Below are 17273 nucleotides of genomic sequence, written 5' to 3' on the forward strand. Positions count from 1 at the left end.
GAGCTCAGTAGTGCCTCCTATTTTAGTTAACAAAAACTAAAATAGGGGATTTTGCAAGTATTTACTTGTTTAAATTTGGGGATTTTGCTAACTTTGCAGCAAATAAAAATGGGGATTTTGCATATGAATACATTTAAAAGGAAGATTTACAGCCAGTTACGTTTATGGAAAGAAAACACTGGAGGCAGACGTGCTTTGATGATAAAAGGTGCTAGACGTGTAGGCAAATCAACAGTAGCAGAGGAATTTGCCAGGAACGAATATGAATCATATATTCTAATAGACTTCGGACAGGCATCCAAACGAGTTATCGACTTGTTTGATGACTTATCAGATTTGGATTTTATATTCCTGCAACTACAGATGATCTATAAGGTAAAGCTTATAGAGCGTAAGTCTGTTATTATTTTTGATGAAGTACAGCTTGCTCCTAAAGCACGCCAGGCAATCAAGTATTTGGTTGCAGACGGACGCTATGATTACATTGAAACAGGTTCGCTTATAGGCATTCGCAAGTTTACAGAAGGAATTTTGATACCGAGCGAAGAAACTACGATAGAAATGTTTCCTATGGACTATGAGGAATTTAGATGGGCTTTGGGAGACGATGTCAGTATTCCTTTGTTCAAACAGTGTTTTGAAACACAAAGAGCTCTTGGAGATGCGGTCGTCAGACAATCCTTGCGCGATTTCAGACTCTATATGTTGATAGGTGGTATGCCACAAGTTGTATCAGAATATATCAGGACGAATAATTTTGCTGATGTCGACGAGATGAAGCGTTCTATCATAAGTCTCTACGATGCAGACTTGCGTAAAATAGATTCCACAGGTCGTGCCTCGTTACTTTTCAACAATATACCTGCACAGCTTTCTCATGGCGGAAGTCGCTATCAGGTAAGTTCGGTAATAGAAAATCAAAGAGCAGAAAACATTCTTCCAGTATTGGAAGATATAAAAAACTCTATGATTGTGAATGTTGCATATCATGCAGATGATCCGAACGTAGGTATGTCTCTGACTAAGAATCTTGAGAAATTTAAGCTCTATCTACATGATACTGGTTTGTTTGTGACTTCCATGTTTATGGATAAGAAGGCTACAGAAAACGTGATTTATGAAAAGTTGCTTAGTGACAAGTTAAATGCAAACTTAGGATATGTTTTTGAAAATATTGTTGCTCAGATGTTAACTGCATCCGGAAACAAGTTATTCTATTATACATTTGCATCTGAGACATCTAATCATAATTACGAAATAGATTTTCTGCTGAGCAGAGGCAACAAAGTGTGTCCATTGGAAGTGAAATCTTCGGGGTATGCGACACATACATCCATAGATCTTTTTTGCAAAAAGTTCTCTTCTCGTATATCTGATAAATATCTTATTTACACAAAGGATTTTCGCAAGGACAAAGGTGTAACATGTCTTCCTATATTCATGGTACCATTCCTATGATGTGTTGTGCATTGTTGTAGCCCCCAAAAAACGAAGTTAGCTTCATCAGGCATTGAAAGTAGTTTCGTTGCCTGATGAAGCTAATATACTTACGGAGGGAATTTTTGATGGATAAGCACTGTCAAAATGCAAGTTTTAAAAATTATTAGGAAAAGAAGTGGCGATAGTTACATAAAAAGTAGTATCTTTGCATTTCATAAAACATGTAACATAAAACATGGAATAGATATAAAACGTTATGGAACAGCTGAATAACCCATTTGTTATCTACGGATATAAGGGAGCAGAATACTTCTGCGACCGCAAAAAAGAGACGGAAGTCATCATGAAGGCTTTGCAGAATGAGCGTAACATCGTGCTCATCTCTCCCCGACGCATCGGAAAGACGGGACTCATACACCATGTCTTTGAGAACATCAGTAAGCAGGAGCCTGAAACGCATTGTTTCTATCTCGACATCAATGCCACAAGAAATCTGAGCCAATTCATCCAATTATTGGCAAAGACGGTTATCGGGAAGGTTGATCCTTTCTCACAAACTGCCATGCGCAAGATTACCACTTTCTTTGCCGGCTACAAACCTACGATGTCGTTTGATGAGATGACGGGAATCCCTACGTTCTCGATTACGGTTTCACCAAGCCAGAGCGAGGATTCTCTCAAACATATCTTCGAGTATCTGAAACAATCGGAGAAACGAATCTATATTGCCATCGACGAGTTCCAGCAGATAGCCGAATATCCCGAAGATGGCACAGAGGCCCTGCTGCGCTCCTACATCCAGTTCTTGCCGAATGTATATTTCATCTTTGCAGGCAGTAAGCAGCACATGATGACCGACATGTTCCTGTCGGCAAAACGCCCATTCTATCAGAGTTCGCAAATTCTCAATCTTCCTCTCATCAACCAGGATGAGTATCATCGTTTTGCCAACAGATGGATGGGAACCCGGAATCTGACCATGGATCCTGATACCTTTGCCTATCTATATAATAAGGTGGATGGTCAAACCTGGTATATCCAGGATATTCTGAACCGCCTCTATCAGAACGGAAAGGAAATAACGACAGCGGAAATTGATGATGTAACCCTGGAATTGGTGAACGAGCAGGAAGTGGCATTCGTGAATTACTACGATTCCCTTACGGACAATCAGACTGCCCTTTTATCTGCCATTGCCCAGGATAAGGCTGTCACCTCCATTCTTTCGCAGGATTTCATCAGCCGCCACAACTTGCCTGCTGCCAGCAGCGTGAGTCTTGCTCTCAAGACGCTGATCAATAGAGAATTCATCTACAAGTACAATGGCTGCTATATCATCTACGACCGCTTCTTCGGGATGTGGTTGAGGAAGAACTGCGCAGGAAATTAATGATTGCAAAAAAATCCGAAACAGATAGCTGATAACGCTTCTGTTTCGGATTATCTTTTCGTAATCTTTCTTATTCTTCCCTGATTATCCAATCACCAATCGTACGCTGACTACTATCGAAATTTACACCTATTTTAAACAGGCGCTTACCATCTGCAGAATATGGAATCAGATATCCCTTTTCATCAATCTGCCTGATAGCTTCTTCGGCAGAACCATCATACTTCAGTTCAAAAACAAACACGGCATCAGGCATATACACCACGGCATCAGCCCTGCCTATCGCACTGTTCTCCTCTACCCTCATGTAGGCACCCATCAGGTTGAAGATAAGATAGAACACCGTCTGGAAATCCCGTTCGTTCTTATTACTCAAGCGGTTGGAGATATTGGCAAGATAGACCTCAGTTCGGGATAACGAGCTCTATCTAAAGGCTTTATAATGTTTTTATATAAGGGACACAGAGGCTTGGCAACCATCTATATATCTTGGATGGTTGCTGAGACAAAATCCTCCTGTAAAATATGCAATGTTAGAAAAGACTCAGCTGTTTCGTATCTTCGATAACGTATCCAGTAAGTGCCTTGGGCTTGTTGTCAAAGAAACAGTATGCCCCTAATGCAGAAATAATATTTATGATGAAATTCGAAACAGACCTGTGACGTGAATGTACTATCTGAGCCGTATTTTTCAACAGGTCATTAATCGTTTCAATGATGTATCTTTTGCGTAGCATCATCTTGTCATAGAACGGCATTAGTTTGTTCTTCATGTTCACTCTCAGTCCTGTAACCAACTGGATGCCTTCCTCAAAAAGCGAATCGAAGAGTTTTTGCGAGATATAGCCTTTATCTGCAAACAGCTTGCCATACAGACGTTTAGCCAATACATCGAATACCGCTGGATCTTTGTCGCTAACGTTTGCACCAGTGAGAACAAAAGCAATTATCTCACCTCTATCATTACAAGCCAGATGTAGCTTGAACCCATGACACCATCCCATTGTTCCCTTTCCGTCTGTGGCAATGCCTTTGAACACTTTGTTGGCATAACGCCTGAGATTGTGGCATATTGGTATCATGGTTGAATCAACAAAGGTTATACCTGTACATCTGCCAAAAGCACGGAGATTCAGGAAGAACATGAGAGGGAAGAATACGCGACTTTCAAGTTCTACAAAACGGTTATAAGACACTGCATTTGGAAAATATGACTTCAATGTTCCTCTAATAAAGAATAGGTAATAATGCTTGAAGTTTCGGAATGAGCCGAAATGGAAATACAGCAAAATCGTCATGATTTCACTATCAGATAAAGAGGCTTTACGTCGTCTGCGCTTTACTCCATCTTCACTCAAAAGCAATTTTCCTGCATTTTCAGCATCAAAAACTTTGTAAAATTCATCAATAATACAAAATAATTCTGTAACTTTGTCCTTGGTAATCTCCATAATGATATCTTTTTATGTTTGTAACTAATTGGATTTCAACTACAAAGATACAAAAAATATCGGAGATTACCAACTTTTTTAGGCACTATTTCTTATCCCGAACTGAGGTAAGATAGGCCTTCAGGCGCACCATCGCTCCCTCAACATCAGCATCATAGAGCTTTTCCAGGAAATCACCTACCAGACTATTATTATCCAAAGATATTGGTGAAAGATAGTTGGGCGCAAGACTCTTGAGCATCCCCGTCTTAACCTCCTTGTTAGGATATTCCAGCGTATAACGATGCAATATCGGATTATACTTCTTGATGGTGAGGTAACCGCTCTGATAGAGCAGCGGAAGTGCAGAGGTCACCAGTTCGGGCGAAACATCAAAGTCATCTATATCACATGACTTTTTCTCTATATCCATCACGCTGACATGGTACTTCTGCAACGTTTTGATAAGATAAGTTGGCGTTCCAGAACCAAACCAGTAAGGGGCAATTTTTTGGGCGTTCAAGGCCTTTACCAAACTGAACGGATTAAAGACATCCTCTGATTTCTCACTGAAATGATAGCCGTCATAGTATCTTGTCAACTCAGCCAGACATTCCTCGTACGTCATGCCAAGAGCTTCACCAAGAGCCTCTATATCCGGTTTCATCTGCGTACAAAGTTCAGCCTTACTGATACCACAGATAGCCGAATACTGGTCGAACATGCTGATATTATCGAGGTTGTTGAGTTCGCTGAAGATACTGAGCTGAGAGAACTTAGTAATACCCGTAATGAAGGTAAACTCCAGATATGGGTCGAGCTTTTTCAGAGGACTATAGAAGTTCTGCATAATGAGACGCAACTGCTTGAGTACATCCTTCTCATGCACAACATCCAGCAATGGGGCATCATATTCATCAATAATGACAACCACCTTTTCGCTCGTCTGTTCGTAAGCTCGCTTTACGATTCCATCCAATCGGTCGTTTGGATACAATTCATCATCATCCCTGCCATAGAGCTTCTCGTATGGTTTCAGCTGCAAGTCGAGATAATGCTTCAAGCCTTCCTCATCAAAATGCTTGGCACCGCTCAGGTCGAAGTGGAGCACAGGATGCTTCACCCAATCCTTCTCATAATCAGCAATGGCCAATCCCTCGAAAAGTTCCTTTCTTCCCGCAAAATAAGCCTGGAGGGTAGAGGCAAAGAGCGACTTACCGAATCGTCTTGGACGACTCAGAAAGACATACGACATCTGCTTTTCCCTGAAATCCACAATATATTTGGTCTTATCTATATAGAGATAGCCATTCTCGCGGATTTTTTCAAATGTCTGAATTCCTACAGGATATTTATTTACTATTTTTGCCATATTCCTACATGCTTTACGTTTTGCGCTGCTAAGTTACGAAGAAATTCTGAATTAGCCAAGCATATTCTAAAAATTATTAGGAAAAGAAGCCCAAAAACGAAGTTAGCTTCATCAGACATTGAAAGTAGTTTCGGTGTCTGATGAAACTACTTTCGATGCTTGATGAAGCTAATATACTTACGGAGGGAATTCTTCCTTCATCAACGTTTCCTTTTATTGCTCTGAAGATATAGAAGCAAACAAAGTTACTTTTTGCGAAGTTGCTACTCTGTATGTCCAGTAGAGGCTGCTCTCTTCGGGGAAAGCATCCATGTATTCATTGAGAGAAGCCAAATGCTTAGATAGAGTCTTCTCATCATACTTACCTACTGTAAACGACAGAAGATATTTGCCATTGTCTTTTAGATTGACTGGCTTTAGATGGCAGATAGCCTCAGCTATGTCGTCTTGATATTCATACGAATAGACAGATACCACATTCTTTCCTCTGATGATATCGGAGAAACTTCTGAAATCAAAGCCTACCATACCATGAATCTCCACATTCTCCTTATACATCTGCAAGAAGTGCTTCAATTCCATGTATGGATTACAGCCTGGCTCTGGAAGGAAAGACAAGATAGAGTCGATATCGGATTCATCCTTGATGCAGAGTTCCGGAGTCATTTTTACGACTACATTCTTTCTGGCACGTTCGTGGTTCTCCAATACCTGATGAATACGTTCTGCTCCTTCGGCAGTAGATACCACTACCATATTGATAAGTGTGCAAGAACGGTTCTCGATGGAATATATTCCATCTGAGCGAAGCTGATTGATAGCTTGCTGACTGACATCGTCAGCAGCTATCAGTAGCAATGAATCAAATGCGATTTCTTTCATGAGATTGATGCTTGGTAATTATAAACTACAGCTTGTCTATGATGCCATTATTTTTCAAAATTTCAAAACGGGTTCTCATAAAATCAAGCATCTTGCCATTGCGCATATCTGCCAAAGTCTGAAGGTCATCCCAATCAAACCATCTTTTTTTATCCTTCTCTCTATTTTCGTCATACAAAAATGAATATCCAAAAGGGAATTCTCTTTTGAAATTCCCCTTATTTTCAGGAAGTTGATGGTATCCTTTCTCGGGACCAAACAAAGGTTGATCATTAAGATCACTTGATTCAATCTTAAATACATTCTTTAACTCGCCCAAATTTGAGAAATATCCATTAATGATAGACAAGCCATATAACATTCCTCCATAATCCTCGTTTTTTCGTGAGAAATTTCCAATCACAAATCCTACTTGTGATTGATGTCTCTTCTTACCTACGAATATCATCCAACCATAATCACTATTCCATGTAACGATATTAGCATTATATTGTTCACGAAGTTCAAGACCATATTCACCTGCCAATTTCACTAGCTGATCACAGAAGTCTCTTCTGATTTTCTCTTTTATCATTTGCTCATCACGTAAGATACCAAGTGTTACATCTACATTTTCTTCAGAAAGTAACAAATTCAATAATTCTTTTTGATCCTCTTTTTCCATAATCTGTCTTGTATTTTTTATATAAGTTATGTATTGCTTGATAACCTCATGAATGCGAGGACATCCTTTAGATATATTCAAGCACTCATCAAGCCAAAATAAGATATTTGGCTTATCATCCGATAGGTCATAACTTATCGGATAATAAGTTATTTTATTGGAACCCGTAGAATCCTCCGAAGCATATTGACCTGAAGGAGTGAGATATATCAAGATAAAATCCTCATATTTCTTATCATCTTTACCATGATTATAATATCGCTCAAGTTGTTTAGGTTGATCTTGAGCAGGATTGCCATATCTATCAAACTTGTTTTCAATAATGATAGCATGCTTTTTGTCATCATGCAAGAGAATATCTATTTTTCCTCCAGTAGAAGTACCATCCTCAGATATCTCATTATTGCCCAAATAAACATCTTTATTTTCAACATGACTCGAATTGATATCATATTGAAAATCATGCTTCAACTCTTTCACAACCATTTTTAGAAAAGCCTCCAAGAAGCCTTTCCCCACTCCATGATTGGCATCCTTATCAAGCAGCATACGAAGAAAAGGGGTATGCAGATGTTCCTCAGGGCGTCTAAAATGCAAATTTTCAAAAACATTGAAATATTCGCCTTTTGCCTCACGCTCTTTCTTCTCAGCCTTACTTTTCTGTAAGATAGGCTGAGCTTCTTGCAGCAATTGCTGTATAGCTTTTAAATCCATATTACTAAAATTTTAATTTCATTCTTTTTCTTATACTTATTCCACATTCTTATAATGTCTATATCAGAAAACGGAAAAGTCGGGAAGATATTATATAAATTTCTTTTTTTATTTCCTGTGCAAAAGTACAGAAGACATGGGTAAATTGACTGCACAGGTTCGTTTTATTTTCACAAAATGATGAAATAATTGAAATTTGCATGAACCTCAAATCCGCAACTAAGCCCTTCAACGTCCTTTTTGCGTGTACACGTTCTCTCATTACAGAATTATCAGATAAACTGAGGCTGAAACACCCACTTCAGCTCACAACATCCCCTTACCCCACAATGCGACTTGAGGCAATACGCTGTATCATACCCATAAGTTGTAGGCGTTATCCAAAATCAGTCTGAAAAATATCTGCATAAGCATTATTACAGGTATAGATATTCAGCACATACCGCCTTGATGTCCTGATCCACTTGGCTGGTACAGAGATGAACCTCAAGACAAACGCTTTTATGCGACTTGTAGCCTTGAGTCCGAACTTCTTTACGTCAAGTCTTTGGATAATGGCCTTGTAGAAGTTACGGATAAGTGCTGTAAGAAGAAGGAACACAGTATTTTCTGCCATGAAGGATTTGGGCAATCTGTCCCACCCGAGTGCAAAGGTAAAAGAGCGATATCTAATGAAAATAGGACGTGAGCCTTTACTTTCTCATGATGAAGAGCTTGAACTCGCTAGGAAAATCCGTAAAGGTGGAAGTGAGGGAGAGCGTGCCAAAGAGAAATTGATTAGAGCCAACTTACGTTTCGTAGTGTCCGTTGCGAAGCGATATCAGCATCGAGGTCTTGCTCTCACAGACCTCATTGATGAGGGGAATATTGGTTTGATAAAAGCTGTTGAGAGGTTTGACGAAACTCGCGGCTTTAAGTTTATCCAATATGCGATATGGTGGATTCGCCAGAGCATTCTTCAGGCTATAGCCGAGCAAAACCATATTACCCGCATCAGTTTGGATAAAATCGGTTCATTAAAATAAGCGTTTAATGAAAGAGACAAGAAGTTGCCCTGCTCGTGATGGGTGGTACGATTTTTTATTCTTATTATTTGTTAATGGGCAGTTATTTTTCACAGCTTTTTATTAAATTTGTAGATGGTAAGGCATTACTATATTATGTCTATGCTATAAGTGTAAACAATTTTCAATACAACAAACAGCCTATGAGTGCTAATAAAATAACTTTAGGACAGTATATCGATGGTAAGACGATCCAAATACCATGTTATCAGCGTGGATATATTTGGGGAAAGGAGCATGTTGGCTCTAAAAATTCTGTGAGTTATATGCTTGATACTTTATGTGAGGGTTATAAAAACTCTACGGACATCTTTATCCAAGGCATTACCGTTGCTATAGAAGGTGACAAATATTCTGTTATAGATGGTCAACAGAGAAGTACATTTTTTTATCTATTACTCAAAACTTTGGGTGTAGAGCATCCTTTTACCATCGAGTATAATAGCAGTAGAGGTAGTACAGTCGGTGGTGGTAAAGTAAATCCTGGAGAATGGTTAAAGAATTGCAATGAAGATGAAGAAATAACTACTCAGGACGGTTATTTTTTCAAGAAGACTATCTGTTTGATAAAGAAGCATGAACTTTATACTAAGAATAAGAATGAAATAATCAAGTATATACGTCAACATGTTTACTTCTTGCTCATTAATATATCTCAGGAACTTGCCGTCTCAACATTTACCATGATGAATGGCAATAAGGCCATTATGCAAGATTATGAACTAATTAAGGCAGACTTGCTTCGCATGGCTTCTTTAGGGACTGGTGGATATACTAATAATCAGGCTAGTGAGTGGGACAATATCTCATTGCGTAGTAGATATGCCCATGAATGGGATAGATGGCTTCATTGGTGGAACCAGGAAGAGGTAAAACTTATGTTTAATTGCCAAAATCCGATGGGCTGGCTTTTGAAGACCGAATTTGAAGACAATAAAAGCGGATTGTTTGAAGCCTATAAATTAAAATTAAAAGAGAATAATAAGGCAAAGAATCCTGCATTTTCAGCAAAGTACCTTTTTTCTCAGTTAAGAGATTGCCAGCACAAGTTTGAAGATGTTTTTTCACTTCCAAAGGAGGCGAACTGCTTTGGAGTGATAATGAGGTTGCTATCTAATGACCAAGACAAAATAGGCTTTATCAAAGCATACTTTGGTTATACAGGTGAGAAAGACAAATGTAATGTGCAAGATTTAAAGCTTGTTGTAGATTTACTTTTGATTGGTTTCACCTACAAGAATATAGTTCATCATGATTTTGAAAAGAAAGATAAAATAGAAGAATTTCGTCAGACATTAGCTCAGAATCCAATTTATGGTGTGAATAATGAGCTTGCATATAATTATCTCTTGGTTAGAAATGTTGAGAGAGACACTGAATTGAATAGAAAGTTTGACTTTACTATTGTGGCAGGTAATCGCTCCTTGGAGCATGTCTATCCAAAGTCAATGGTTTTACATTTACAAAATAATGACATCTATAGAGGAGATAGTGAACTATTAAAGTATGAAAAGGATTTCAAAGATGAAGATTTTAATAAGCAAAATGGTTCTTTGAAACTTGGCGAAATAATTATGGAAAAAGGCTATATTTCAAGAGATGACATCCAAAATCATTGGAAAGATTTAGTCAAAGATAATTCATCGGAGCTGTCTTTGGATTTGGCATCTGTTATATTGTCAGAACACAGCATTGGCAATTTGTTGCTATTATACGGAAATAACAATTCTGAATTTGGTAATATGTTGCCTGAGAAAAAACGACAAAGCTATTTTGATTTGAGTAAAGTTTTTTTCAGCAGCCGTCATCTTTTGCATACAGTGTTTAGTTTCGCTCAATACCAAAAGTTTGACGAATCAGCCATTTGCCAAAATCAGTTGGATGTAATCAATGATGTTGAGCAGCGCATCAAATATGTGGAATTAATAATTAAGTAAAACGTATGATACATGAAAATATAAAGTCAGATGATAATCGTTTGAAATCAAGTCAGTTGTATGATTTAAAGGGATTATTTGTAAGTTCAGATAATTCCAAGATTGTCATACCTGATTTACAGAGAGATTATTGCTGGGGAACTACAGGTAATCTGGTAGTGGACTTTGTAGACAACCTCATAAAACACTTTGAGGAGAATAGATCAAAGGATTTAATCATAGGACTTATCTATGGTTATTATGAGAAGGAGCGTCCTTATTTGCAGCTTTGTGATGGTCAGCAGCGTTTGACAACATTGTATTTGTTACTTGGCTTACTGAATATTATGTCAGAAGAAGAGAATCCCTTCCAGGATTTCTTGATTTCAGATTTTGAGTATAATTTGGATGATAAAGAGCCAACGTTATTATATGCGATAAGAGATTCTTCACTATATTTCTTATCTGATTTAGTATGCAAGTTCTTTATCAAGTCTGATAAGAATAAATATGCTTGGCAAGATAACATCCCTAGCGATTTTATCAAAAAGCAGAGTTGGTGGTTCCATGAATATGAGTCAGATCCAACTATCCAGAGTATGTTGGTTGCTTTGGATAAGATGGCAGAATTGCTGAAAGATAAGAAATTTGATGTTATTGCCCTTGGTAAGTATATCACAGAACACCTATTCTTTGTCTATTATAATATGGGCAACAGGAAAGATGGTGAAGAAACATTTGTCATTATTAATACTACAGGTGAGCCATTGACTTCTACAGAGAACTTAAAACCTCTTGTAGTAACTCATGATGATAAGAGCAAGTGGAAGAGAAATAGTGAGATTTGGGAAACAATCGATAATTATTTTTGGAATCATAGACGTAAAGATGAGGAGACTTCCGATTTAGGCATGAAGGAGTTTCTGCGCATGGTTGCTGCTATTTTTAATCCTGAGAGAGCAATCGCAGATTATCTATCACGTGAGAAAAATGACTTCAAATTCCCTTATGAAAACATTTCTATACAACAGATTGACACTGTGTTTCAAAATTTCAAGAAATTGGATACAAATCCTACATTGATGGAAATATGTCAAAAAATGTCTCTTACAGCTAGTGGCGAATTTAGTAAGCAGAAAGATTTGAAAGAGTACTTTGTCATTTTGCCACTGATTAAGTATCTTATGGAACATCCTTCTGCAGAGGATATTGATATAAAGCGAGTGTATGAATTCCTTTACAACATCACTCGTTATACTGTTATCAGAAGTCAAGAAAATCAGATTGCTGATGCAATCCATGTGTTAAGTAAGTTGGAAGGCAATGACATTTGTGGACTGCTTGATATGGATGCAAAAGAGCACAAGATTTTGACAGATGAAGAATTGCTTAGATTGAGAATCTATAAAGAAAATGAAAGTAAACGTGAAAGTATAGAGCAATTGTTTGACGACATGTCAAAAAGATCGGTATGTCCTGTTTTGCACGGAAGAATTTCTACCATTATAAAATGGGCAGGATTTGACGAGAATGGTTGTTTTAATAAGGATAAGTTTGCTCTTATAAAGCAGAAGTTCGAGCAACTATTTTTTAAGTACCACCAGACTGTATCAGACTTAACTGCCATATCATTTGCTTGTTCTGTGGATATGGATAAATATCCTGTTCATACAGGAAGTGATAACTATTCTTTTTTGTATAATTTAGATGATTGGTATGACCGTTTCTTTAAAGGTGATACTAGTGTGCAAACTGATAAAATTGATAGTGATAAGTCTGCTAGTGAAGAGGATAGACTTTCCGTCAAATTGGGTAAGTATATTGATACTTTAAAGCTTGACGATATGGTATCAAGCCAAATTAGCATTATTGATAGTTGGTTGTTGAATGCTTCTCATTCGAAGAATATTTTCTTTCAGTTTGTCGAATATTTTAAACAAGTTGGCTTTTGGAAAAGTAACGGCTATAACATAAAGTTTAATGAGGGTGGTTCTTGGGGCAGAATGTTGAGAATAAAAGATACTCGTTTCACACAGATAATCTATAGCTCGAATAATAACTATCGCGACATTTATCTCTATGGGAATGCTTTTGTCAATAGTGGGGAGAAAAATTCTAAATGGAAACGAATAGAATGTTGGAAAGGTGATTATGTATGCCTTTTTTCTGATTTGATAAATTATGATGTAGCCATAGAATTATATTTTGATGATGATTCTTTAGGTTATCTATCAGTATTCCAAAGAGATAACGGTAAGAAAAAATTACCGTTCTTTGATAAGGTTGTTCAAGAATTCGAGTTGAAGGAAGATGATAAGGAAAAAGCTGGTATATATTATTCCAGCCATGAATCTCCAAAGGATATTATGGATAAAATGAATAGTATCAGGGAGTTTATTGCCAGTAGTCTTTCTTAAAAACTGGTTAATGTTGGATATATAAGTGTCTCTCTTACCATCGCATAGGAGAGGTGTTTTGAAATAACTCATTTTTCAGTCAGTAAAATTAACGAAATTCAGATAATATGTGGATAGCTATTGCTTATCGATATATTATCTGAATTTAGTTCTACCTCAAATCCGCAACTAAGCCCTTCAACGTCCTTCTTGCGTGTACACGTTCTCTCATTACTGAATTATCAGATAAATTGAGGCTAAAACACCCACTTCAGCTCACAACATCCCCTTACCCCACTATGCGACTTGTAGCCTTGAGTCCGAACTTCTTTACGTCAAGTCTTTGGATAATGGCCTTGTAGAAGTTACGGATAAGTGCTGTAAGAAGAAGAAACACAGTATTCTCTGCCATGAAGGACTTGGGCAATCTGTCCCACCCGAAACCATTGTTCATATCATCGAAGATACGTTCCTTTCCTCCACGATTTCCTCGGAACATGATCCGCAATCAGCTCTGAAACGATTGATAGTAAGTCCGTTCTGTTCACTCTTCAGCGTATCCTTCTGATGAAAACGAACATTTGTGTTACCATCGCTATTCTCAATGCCAACAATCAAGTCGCCAATAACCGCCACGCCAGGGCGATAACCAAAGAACTTCTTGTATGCAGGCTTTGCATCATACTTCTCAGTCTCTATGAACTGATGGTAGAAATCAACATCATACATCTCACCCTCTTTAAGTTGACCAGATGCAAAAATACAATTGAGCAGTGACATCCTCAATGCATGAGCCACCACAGAAGTAGATACTCAAGAGAAAACAGATGATTTCGCTGTACTGATAACCGAACAATCTACACCTTAGACCGAGGGGTGAGTCTATTGCAGATGACAATGTAGAGTCAAATTGCTCCATGATTGAAAATTTTCCTCCCAAAAGAGTGAGTTTCTCAGATTTTATTTGTATTTTTGCCATGCCTATCGCTGGATTTTCTTGTTTTCTTTTGCAACACTAAGATAAGTGAATTCTTCGACATGGCAAAATTCGGGGCAACTTTTTGTTGCTCAGGATATTATAAAAGTTTAAATTTATAGTGTTGCGGAATTAAGGATGAAATAAATCTATCTTGTGCAACATATTTTCCTACTTTTCCGTTATTTTTGTACCAAAATAAAAGAAACAGAATATGGCTATCAATCAATTGAACAAATATGTCTGGCTCGTGGAAACCATCCATCGAGCCAGAAAAAGGGGCGGCATCACACTAAGAGAAATCCAAAGCAGATGGAAGGATTCTGATCTCAGCGAAGGAACGGAACTCTCTCGCCGTACCTTCATCAACAACCTCCATTCCATCGAGGAACTGTTTGAAATCAGCATCTGCTGTGGCAGCGGATACCGCTATTACATTGAGTATGGCGACTGCTTCGAGGAAGGAAGTGCCAGAAGTTGGATGCTTAATGCCTTCTCCCTCAATGCCATGGTTGGCAACAGTCACAAGCTCAAGGAGCGTGTACTCCTGGAAGATATGCCTTCTGGCAGAAACTATCTGGAAGACATCATCAAGGCAATGCGTGACAACCGCGTCATCTCCATATCCTACTATAGCTTCAATACAGAGAAGTATCATGAATTTGATATTCATCCTTATTTCGTAAAGGCTTTCAAGAAGCGTTGGTATGTGGTGGCTTACAGTCCTGGCACAGATGACATCAGATGCTATGCGCTCGACCGTATGGAGAATGTCACCATCTCTGAAGAAACATTCAAATTGCCTGAGGATCTGGATCCTGCTGAATATTTCAAGGATTGCTTCGGCATCATCAACAACGAGGATTCTGAGGTGCAAAAGGTGGTACTCAAGGTGGATGCATTCCAAAGTAACTATATTCGCAACCTTCCTCTCCATACCTCACAAAAGGAAACGGAGCGCACAGATGAATATTCTATCTTTGAATACCATCTGAAGCCTGAATTCGATTTTGAACAGGAGATATTCTCCAACATGGATACCATGGAAGTATTGGAACCTCAATGGCTAAGGGAGGATATTGCCGAAAAATTGAGAAATCTCACAAAGAAATACCAGATTTAATCAATTAAGGAATAACAGATTTAATCTATCAAGAAATATCAGATACAATCATCTGAAACTAGGAGAAAAAGGCGGCAAATACATTTTTCGTATTTACCGCCTTTTCTTTATGGGTGATGCATCAGAACCCAACCTTTCTCTTGGGGGTTCTTCCTTCCAGCCTTTCACTATCGCAATACCCGACAAGAGATTTGAGCATATCCGCCGGTTTGCCATGCAAAATGGATTGGATGGTATAATGGCGGGCAATGTTCTCTATCTCTCCACCACTGAAATCATATCTGGCGGCAAGGAAAGAAGCATCAGCATCATTCAAAGATGGTATCATCGTTTGCCAAATCTGTAAACGACCATGCAAATCAGGCTTTTCGAACTTCACTTTATAAAGGAAACGACGCTCGAAGGCCTTGTCCATATTCTCGGCAAGATTGGTTGTGGCAATAAGAATGCCATCAAGCTGCTCTATCTCCTGAAGAATGATGTTCTGGATATTGTTCTCCAGTTTATCCACAGCCTTCTCTGCACCCACCATACGCTTGCCGATGATGGCATCAGCCTCATTGAAGAGCAGAATAGGAGTCTTTGCCGATTGTTTCACCATCTTTCTGTAATCATCAAAGATACCCTTGATGTTCTTTTCGCTCTCCCCTACCCACATACTCTTGATATCCGAGATGTTAACCTGTATAAGGTCACGACCCGTTTTCCTGGCTATCTGAAGAACCGTCTCCGTCTTTCCGGTACCTGGTGCACCATAGAATAGGCAGGCAAAGCCACTTCTGAAATTGGTTTCCTTCAAGCGGTCTCGGATACCCTGGAAATTCTTTTCATCCAAAAGAGCTGCGAGTTCTTCTACCAGTTTACGTTCCTTGTCGTTGTAAAACAGCTGTTTAGGCTTGATACTCTCAAAGGATAATATGCCACCTTTAGGACGGGAGCCTCGCATAGCAAAAAGGTTCATCTCCGAAAAGAGCAGCTTCTTCGCACTGTCTGTAATCTTAAAGGATTCCCTGTCGGCAAAGCCGTCATCGTTGGTATATTCTATGAACTTTTTCTGCAAGAAACGATGATTGCCTTGGTTAAGGTCTCGCTTAGCCCATCGCCAGACCGACTCACCTTCCTCATAGATGAAATCCAATTCATGGCAACGGATGTCATCATCGCCATCAATAACAAAGAGTGTACACAGCAAGATGAAAAGCGGAAAGTCTTTATCCTCCACATTTATATCATACAATGCCATTGCCTTGACAAAAGCCAGGTTGCTATTCTTGACAACCAGCGCTCTGAGTTTCTTTCTCAAAACCTGCTTGTTCAGTTTTTCGCAGCGGCATTTCGAGAAAAGTTCATCAAACTTATCAAACATTTCTCTGGCTGTGAATTCATCCACATCCGAAGGAATATATCGTCGATTATGCTGGAATGCCTCCATCACCTCCATCGGGATGCTATAGCTGAGTCCTTCTATCCGATTCTGACAAACATATTCCTTATCGATAAGTTCCTGAGTTTCGTTGGAATATCTGAGCAATGTCAGGATTCTACAATCCAGGAATTCCGTCAAATCAGAAAACCGGATATGGGTATCATAACACCGGTCGGCAAAGAGGGCCATAATAACACTTGCTCGCTTGGAGATACACAGTTTATCAGAAACAAAAACAAGATACGGATCTGCTTTCTGATAAAACTCTTCTCCGAGAGAAGACCCTTTTGCCTTTTCTACGATTATTTCGAAGGCCTGGAGCAAGTCTATCGGCTCCACATCTGTTTTATCTGATATTTGCTTAACCATCATCATACAACATTAATACATTCTTTTTTGGATGCAAAATTAAGTTGTACCTATGAAAGTTGGTTTCACAGTTTGAGAAATTTTTCTTCTGCGTAGTATTTTTGATAGATA

11 protein-coding genes and 3 pseudogenes are annotated in these 17273 nt (G+C 38.6%); 6 read left to right on the forward strand and 8 right to left on the reverse strand.

Going from position 1 to position 17273, the window contains the following annotated elements; translation table 11 throughout:
- Positions 1-123 precede the first annotated feature (123 nt).
- Both NQ544_RS09990 and NQ544_RS09995 read left to right on the forward strand, forming a co-directional pair.
- Complete coding sequence (locus NQ544_RS09990; protein ID WP_153134114.1) at positions 124-1458, forward strand: ATP-binding protein; 1335 nt, start codon at positions 124-126, stop codon at positions 1456-1458.
- A gap of 238 nt (positions 1459-1696) precedes the next feature.
- Positions 1697-2830, forward strand: coding sequence for an AAA family ATPase (locus tag NQ544_RS09995; RefSeq protein ID WP_006848423.1), 1134 nt, complete (start codon positions 1697-1699; stop codon positions 2828-2830).
- Between the two features lie 70 nt (positions 2831-2900).
- Here the strand turns inward: NQ544_RS09995 and NQ544_RS10000 are convergent, their stop codons facing one another.
- The 6 genes and pseudogenes from NQ544_RS10000 to NQ544_RS10025 all read right to left on the reverse strand — a co-directional run.
- Positions 2901-3206, reverse strand: a complete 306-nt coding sequence (locus NQ544_RS10000) for a PD-(D/E)XK nuclease domain-containing protein (protein ID WP_006848424.1) — start codon at positions 3204-3206, stop codon at positions 2901-2903.
- 157 nt (positions 3207-3363) lie between these two features.
- Positions 3364-4281, reverse strand: a complete 918-nt coding sequence (locus tag NQ544_RS10005) for an IS982 family transposase (RefSeq protein WP_006847996.1) — start codon at positions 4279-4281, stop codon at positions 3364-3366.
- Between the two features lie 85 nt (positions 4282-4366).
- The gene (locus tag NQ544_RS10010) at positions 4367-5632 is read right to left on the reverse strand and encodes an ATP-binding protein (protein WP_006848426.1); all 1266 of its coding nucleotides are present in this window, start codon (positions 5630-5632) and stop codon (positions 4367-4369) included.
- A 213-nt stretch (positions 5633-5845) separates the two neighbouring features.
- Positions 5846-6514, reverse strand: coding sequence for a hypothetical protein (locus tag NQ544_RS10015; RefSeq protein ID WP_006848427.1), 669 nt, complete (start codon positions 6512-6514; stop codon positions 5846-5848).
- A 25-nt stretch (positions 6515-6539) separates the two neighbouring features.
- Positions 6540-7892 carry a PDDEXK-like family protein gene (locus NQ544_RS10020; protein WP_006848428.1) on the reverse strand — a complete coding sequence of 451 codons (1353 nt, stop codon included), beginning with the start codon at positions 7890-7892 and terminating at the stop codon, positions 6540-6542.
- A 376-nt stretch (positions 7893-8268) separates the two neighbouring features.
- Positions 8269-8535: pseudogene (locus NQ544_RS10025) on the reverse strand (IS1380 family transposase); the annotation flags it as partial.
- Between NQ544_RS10025 and NQ544_RS10030 the strand changes: the two are divergent.
- The 3 genes and pseudogenes from NQ544_RS10030 to NQ544_RS10040 form a co-directional block, all read left to right on the forward strand.
- Positions 8507-8911 (forward strand): annotated as a pseudogene (locus NQ544_RS10030) (sigma-70 family RNA polymerase sigma factor); the annotation flags it as partial. The pseudogenes NQ544_RS10025 and NQ544_RS10030 sit on opposite strands and share 29 nt — an antisense overlap.
- 44 nt (positions 8912-8955) lie before the next feature.
- Positions 8956-10893, forward strand: coding sequence for a DUF262 domain-containing protein (locus tag NQ544_RS10035; RefSeq protein WP_040553455.1), 1938 nt, complete (start codon positions 8956-8958; stop codon positions 10891-10893).
- Positions 10894-10898: 5 nt separating this feature from the next.
- Positions 10899-13289: a DUF262 domain-containing protein gene (locus NQ544_RS10040; RefSeq protein ID WP_006848433.1), complete on the forward strand. Its 2391-nt coding sequence runs from the start codon at positions 10899-10901 to the stop codon at positions 13287-13289.
- 277 nt (positions 13290-13566) lie between these two features.
- On the opposite strand, the pseudogene NQ544_RS10045 reads toward NQ544_RS10040, so the two are convergent.
- A pseudogene (locus NQ544_RS10045) lies at positions 13567-14247 on the reverse strand (transposase family protein); the annotation flags it as partial.
- A gap of 211 nt (positions 14248-14458) precedes the next feature.
- Here NQ544_RS10045 and NQ544_RS10050 point away from each other — a divergent pair.
- On the forward strand, positions 14459-15367 hold the full coding sequence (locus tag NQ544_RS10050; protein WP_006848437.1) for a helix-turn-helix transcriptional regulator: 909 nt from the start codon (positions 14459-14461) through the stop codon (positions 15365-15367).
- A gap of 121 nt (positions 15368-15488) precedes the next feature.
- Here the strand turns inward: NQ544_RS10050 and NQ544_RS10055 are convergent, their stop codons facing one another.
- Positions 15489-17162, reverse strand: coding sequence for an ATP-binding protein (locus tag NQ544_RS10055; RefSeq protein WP_040553490.1), 1674 nt, complete (start codon positions 17160-17162; stop codon positions 15489-15491).
- Between the last annotated feature and the right edge of the window lie 111 nt (positions 17163-17273).

It is taken from the genome of Segatella copri DSM 18205, assembly GCF_025151535.1.
GTDB classification, from domain to species: domain Bacteria; phylum Bacteroidota; class Bacteroidia; order Bacteroidales; family Bacteroidaceae; genus Prevotella; species Prevotella copri.

Excerpts from the sequence above, each read along its gene's own strand:
- NQ544_RS10015 (WP_006848427.1), bottom strand. The coding sequence starts at position 6,514 with ATGAAAGAAATCGCATTTGATTCATTGCTACTGATAGCTGCTGACGAT.
- NQ544_RS10020 (WP_006848428.1), bottom strand. The coding sequence starts at position 7,892 with ATGGATTTAAAAGCTATACAGCAATTGCTGCAAGAAGCTCAGCCTATC.
- NQ544_RS10055 (WP_040553490.1), bottom strand. The coding sequence starts at position 17,162 with ATGGTTAAGCAAATATCAGATAAAACAGATGTGGAGCCGATAGACTTG.
- NQ544_RS10010 (WP_006848426.1), bottom strand. The coding sequence starts at position 5,632 with ATGGCAAAAATAGTAAATAAATATCCTGTAGGAATTCAGACATTTGAA.
- NQ544_RS10050 (WP_006848437.1), top strand. The coding sequence starts at position 14,459 with ATGGCTATCAATCAATTGAACAAATATGTCTGGCTCGTGGAAACCATC.
- NQ544_RS09995 (WP_006848423.1), top strand. The coding sequence starts at position 1,697 with ATGGAACAGCTGAATAACCCATTTGTTATCTACGGATATAAGGGAGCA.
- NQ544_RS10035 (WP_040553455.1), top strand. The coding sequence starts at position 8,956 with ATGGGTGGTACGATTTTTTATTCTTATTATTTGTTAATGGGCAGTTAT.
- NQ544_RS10040 (WP_006848433.1), top strand. The coding sequence starts at position 10,899 with ATGATACATGAAAATATAAAGTCAGATGATAATCGTTTGAAATCAAGT.
- NQ544_RS09990 (WP_153134114.1), top strand. The coding sequence starts at position 124 with ATGAATACATTTAAAAGGAAGATTTACAGCCAGTTACGTTTATGGAAA.
- NQ544_RS10005 (WP_006847996.1), bottom strand. The coding sequence starts at position 4,281 with ATGGAGATTACCAAGGACAAAGTTACAGAATTATTTTGTATTATTGAT.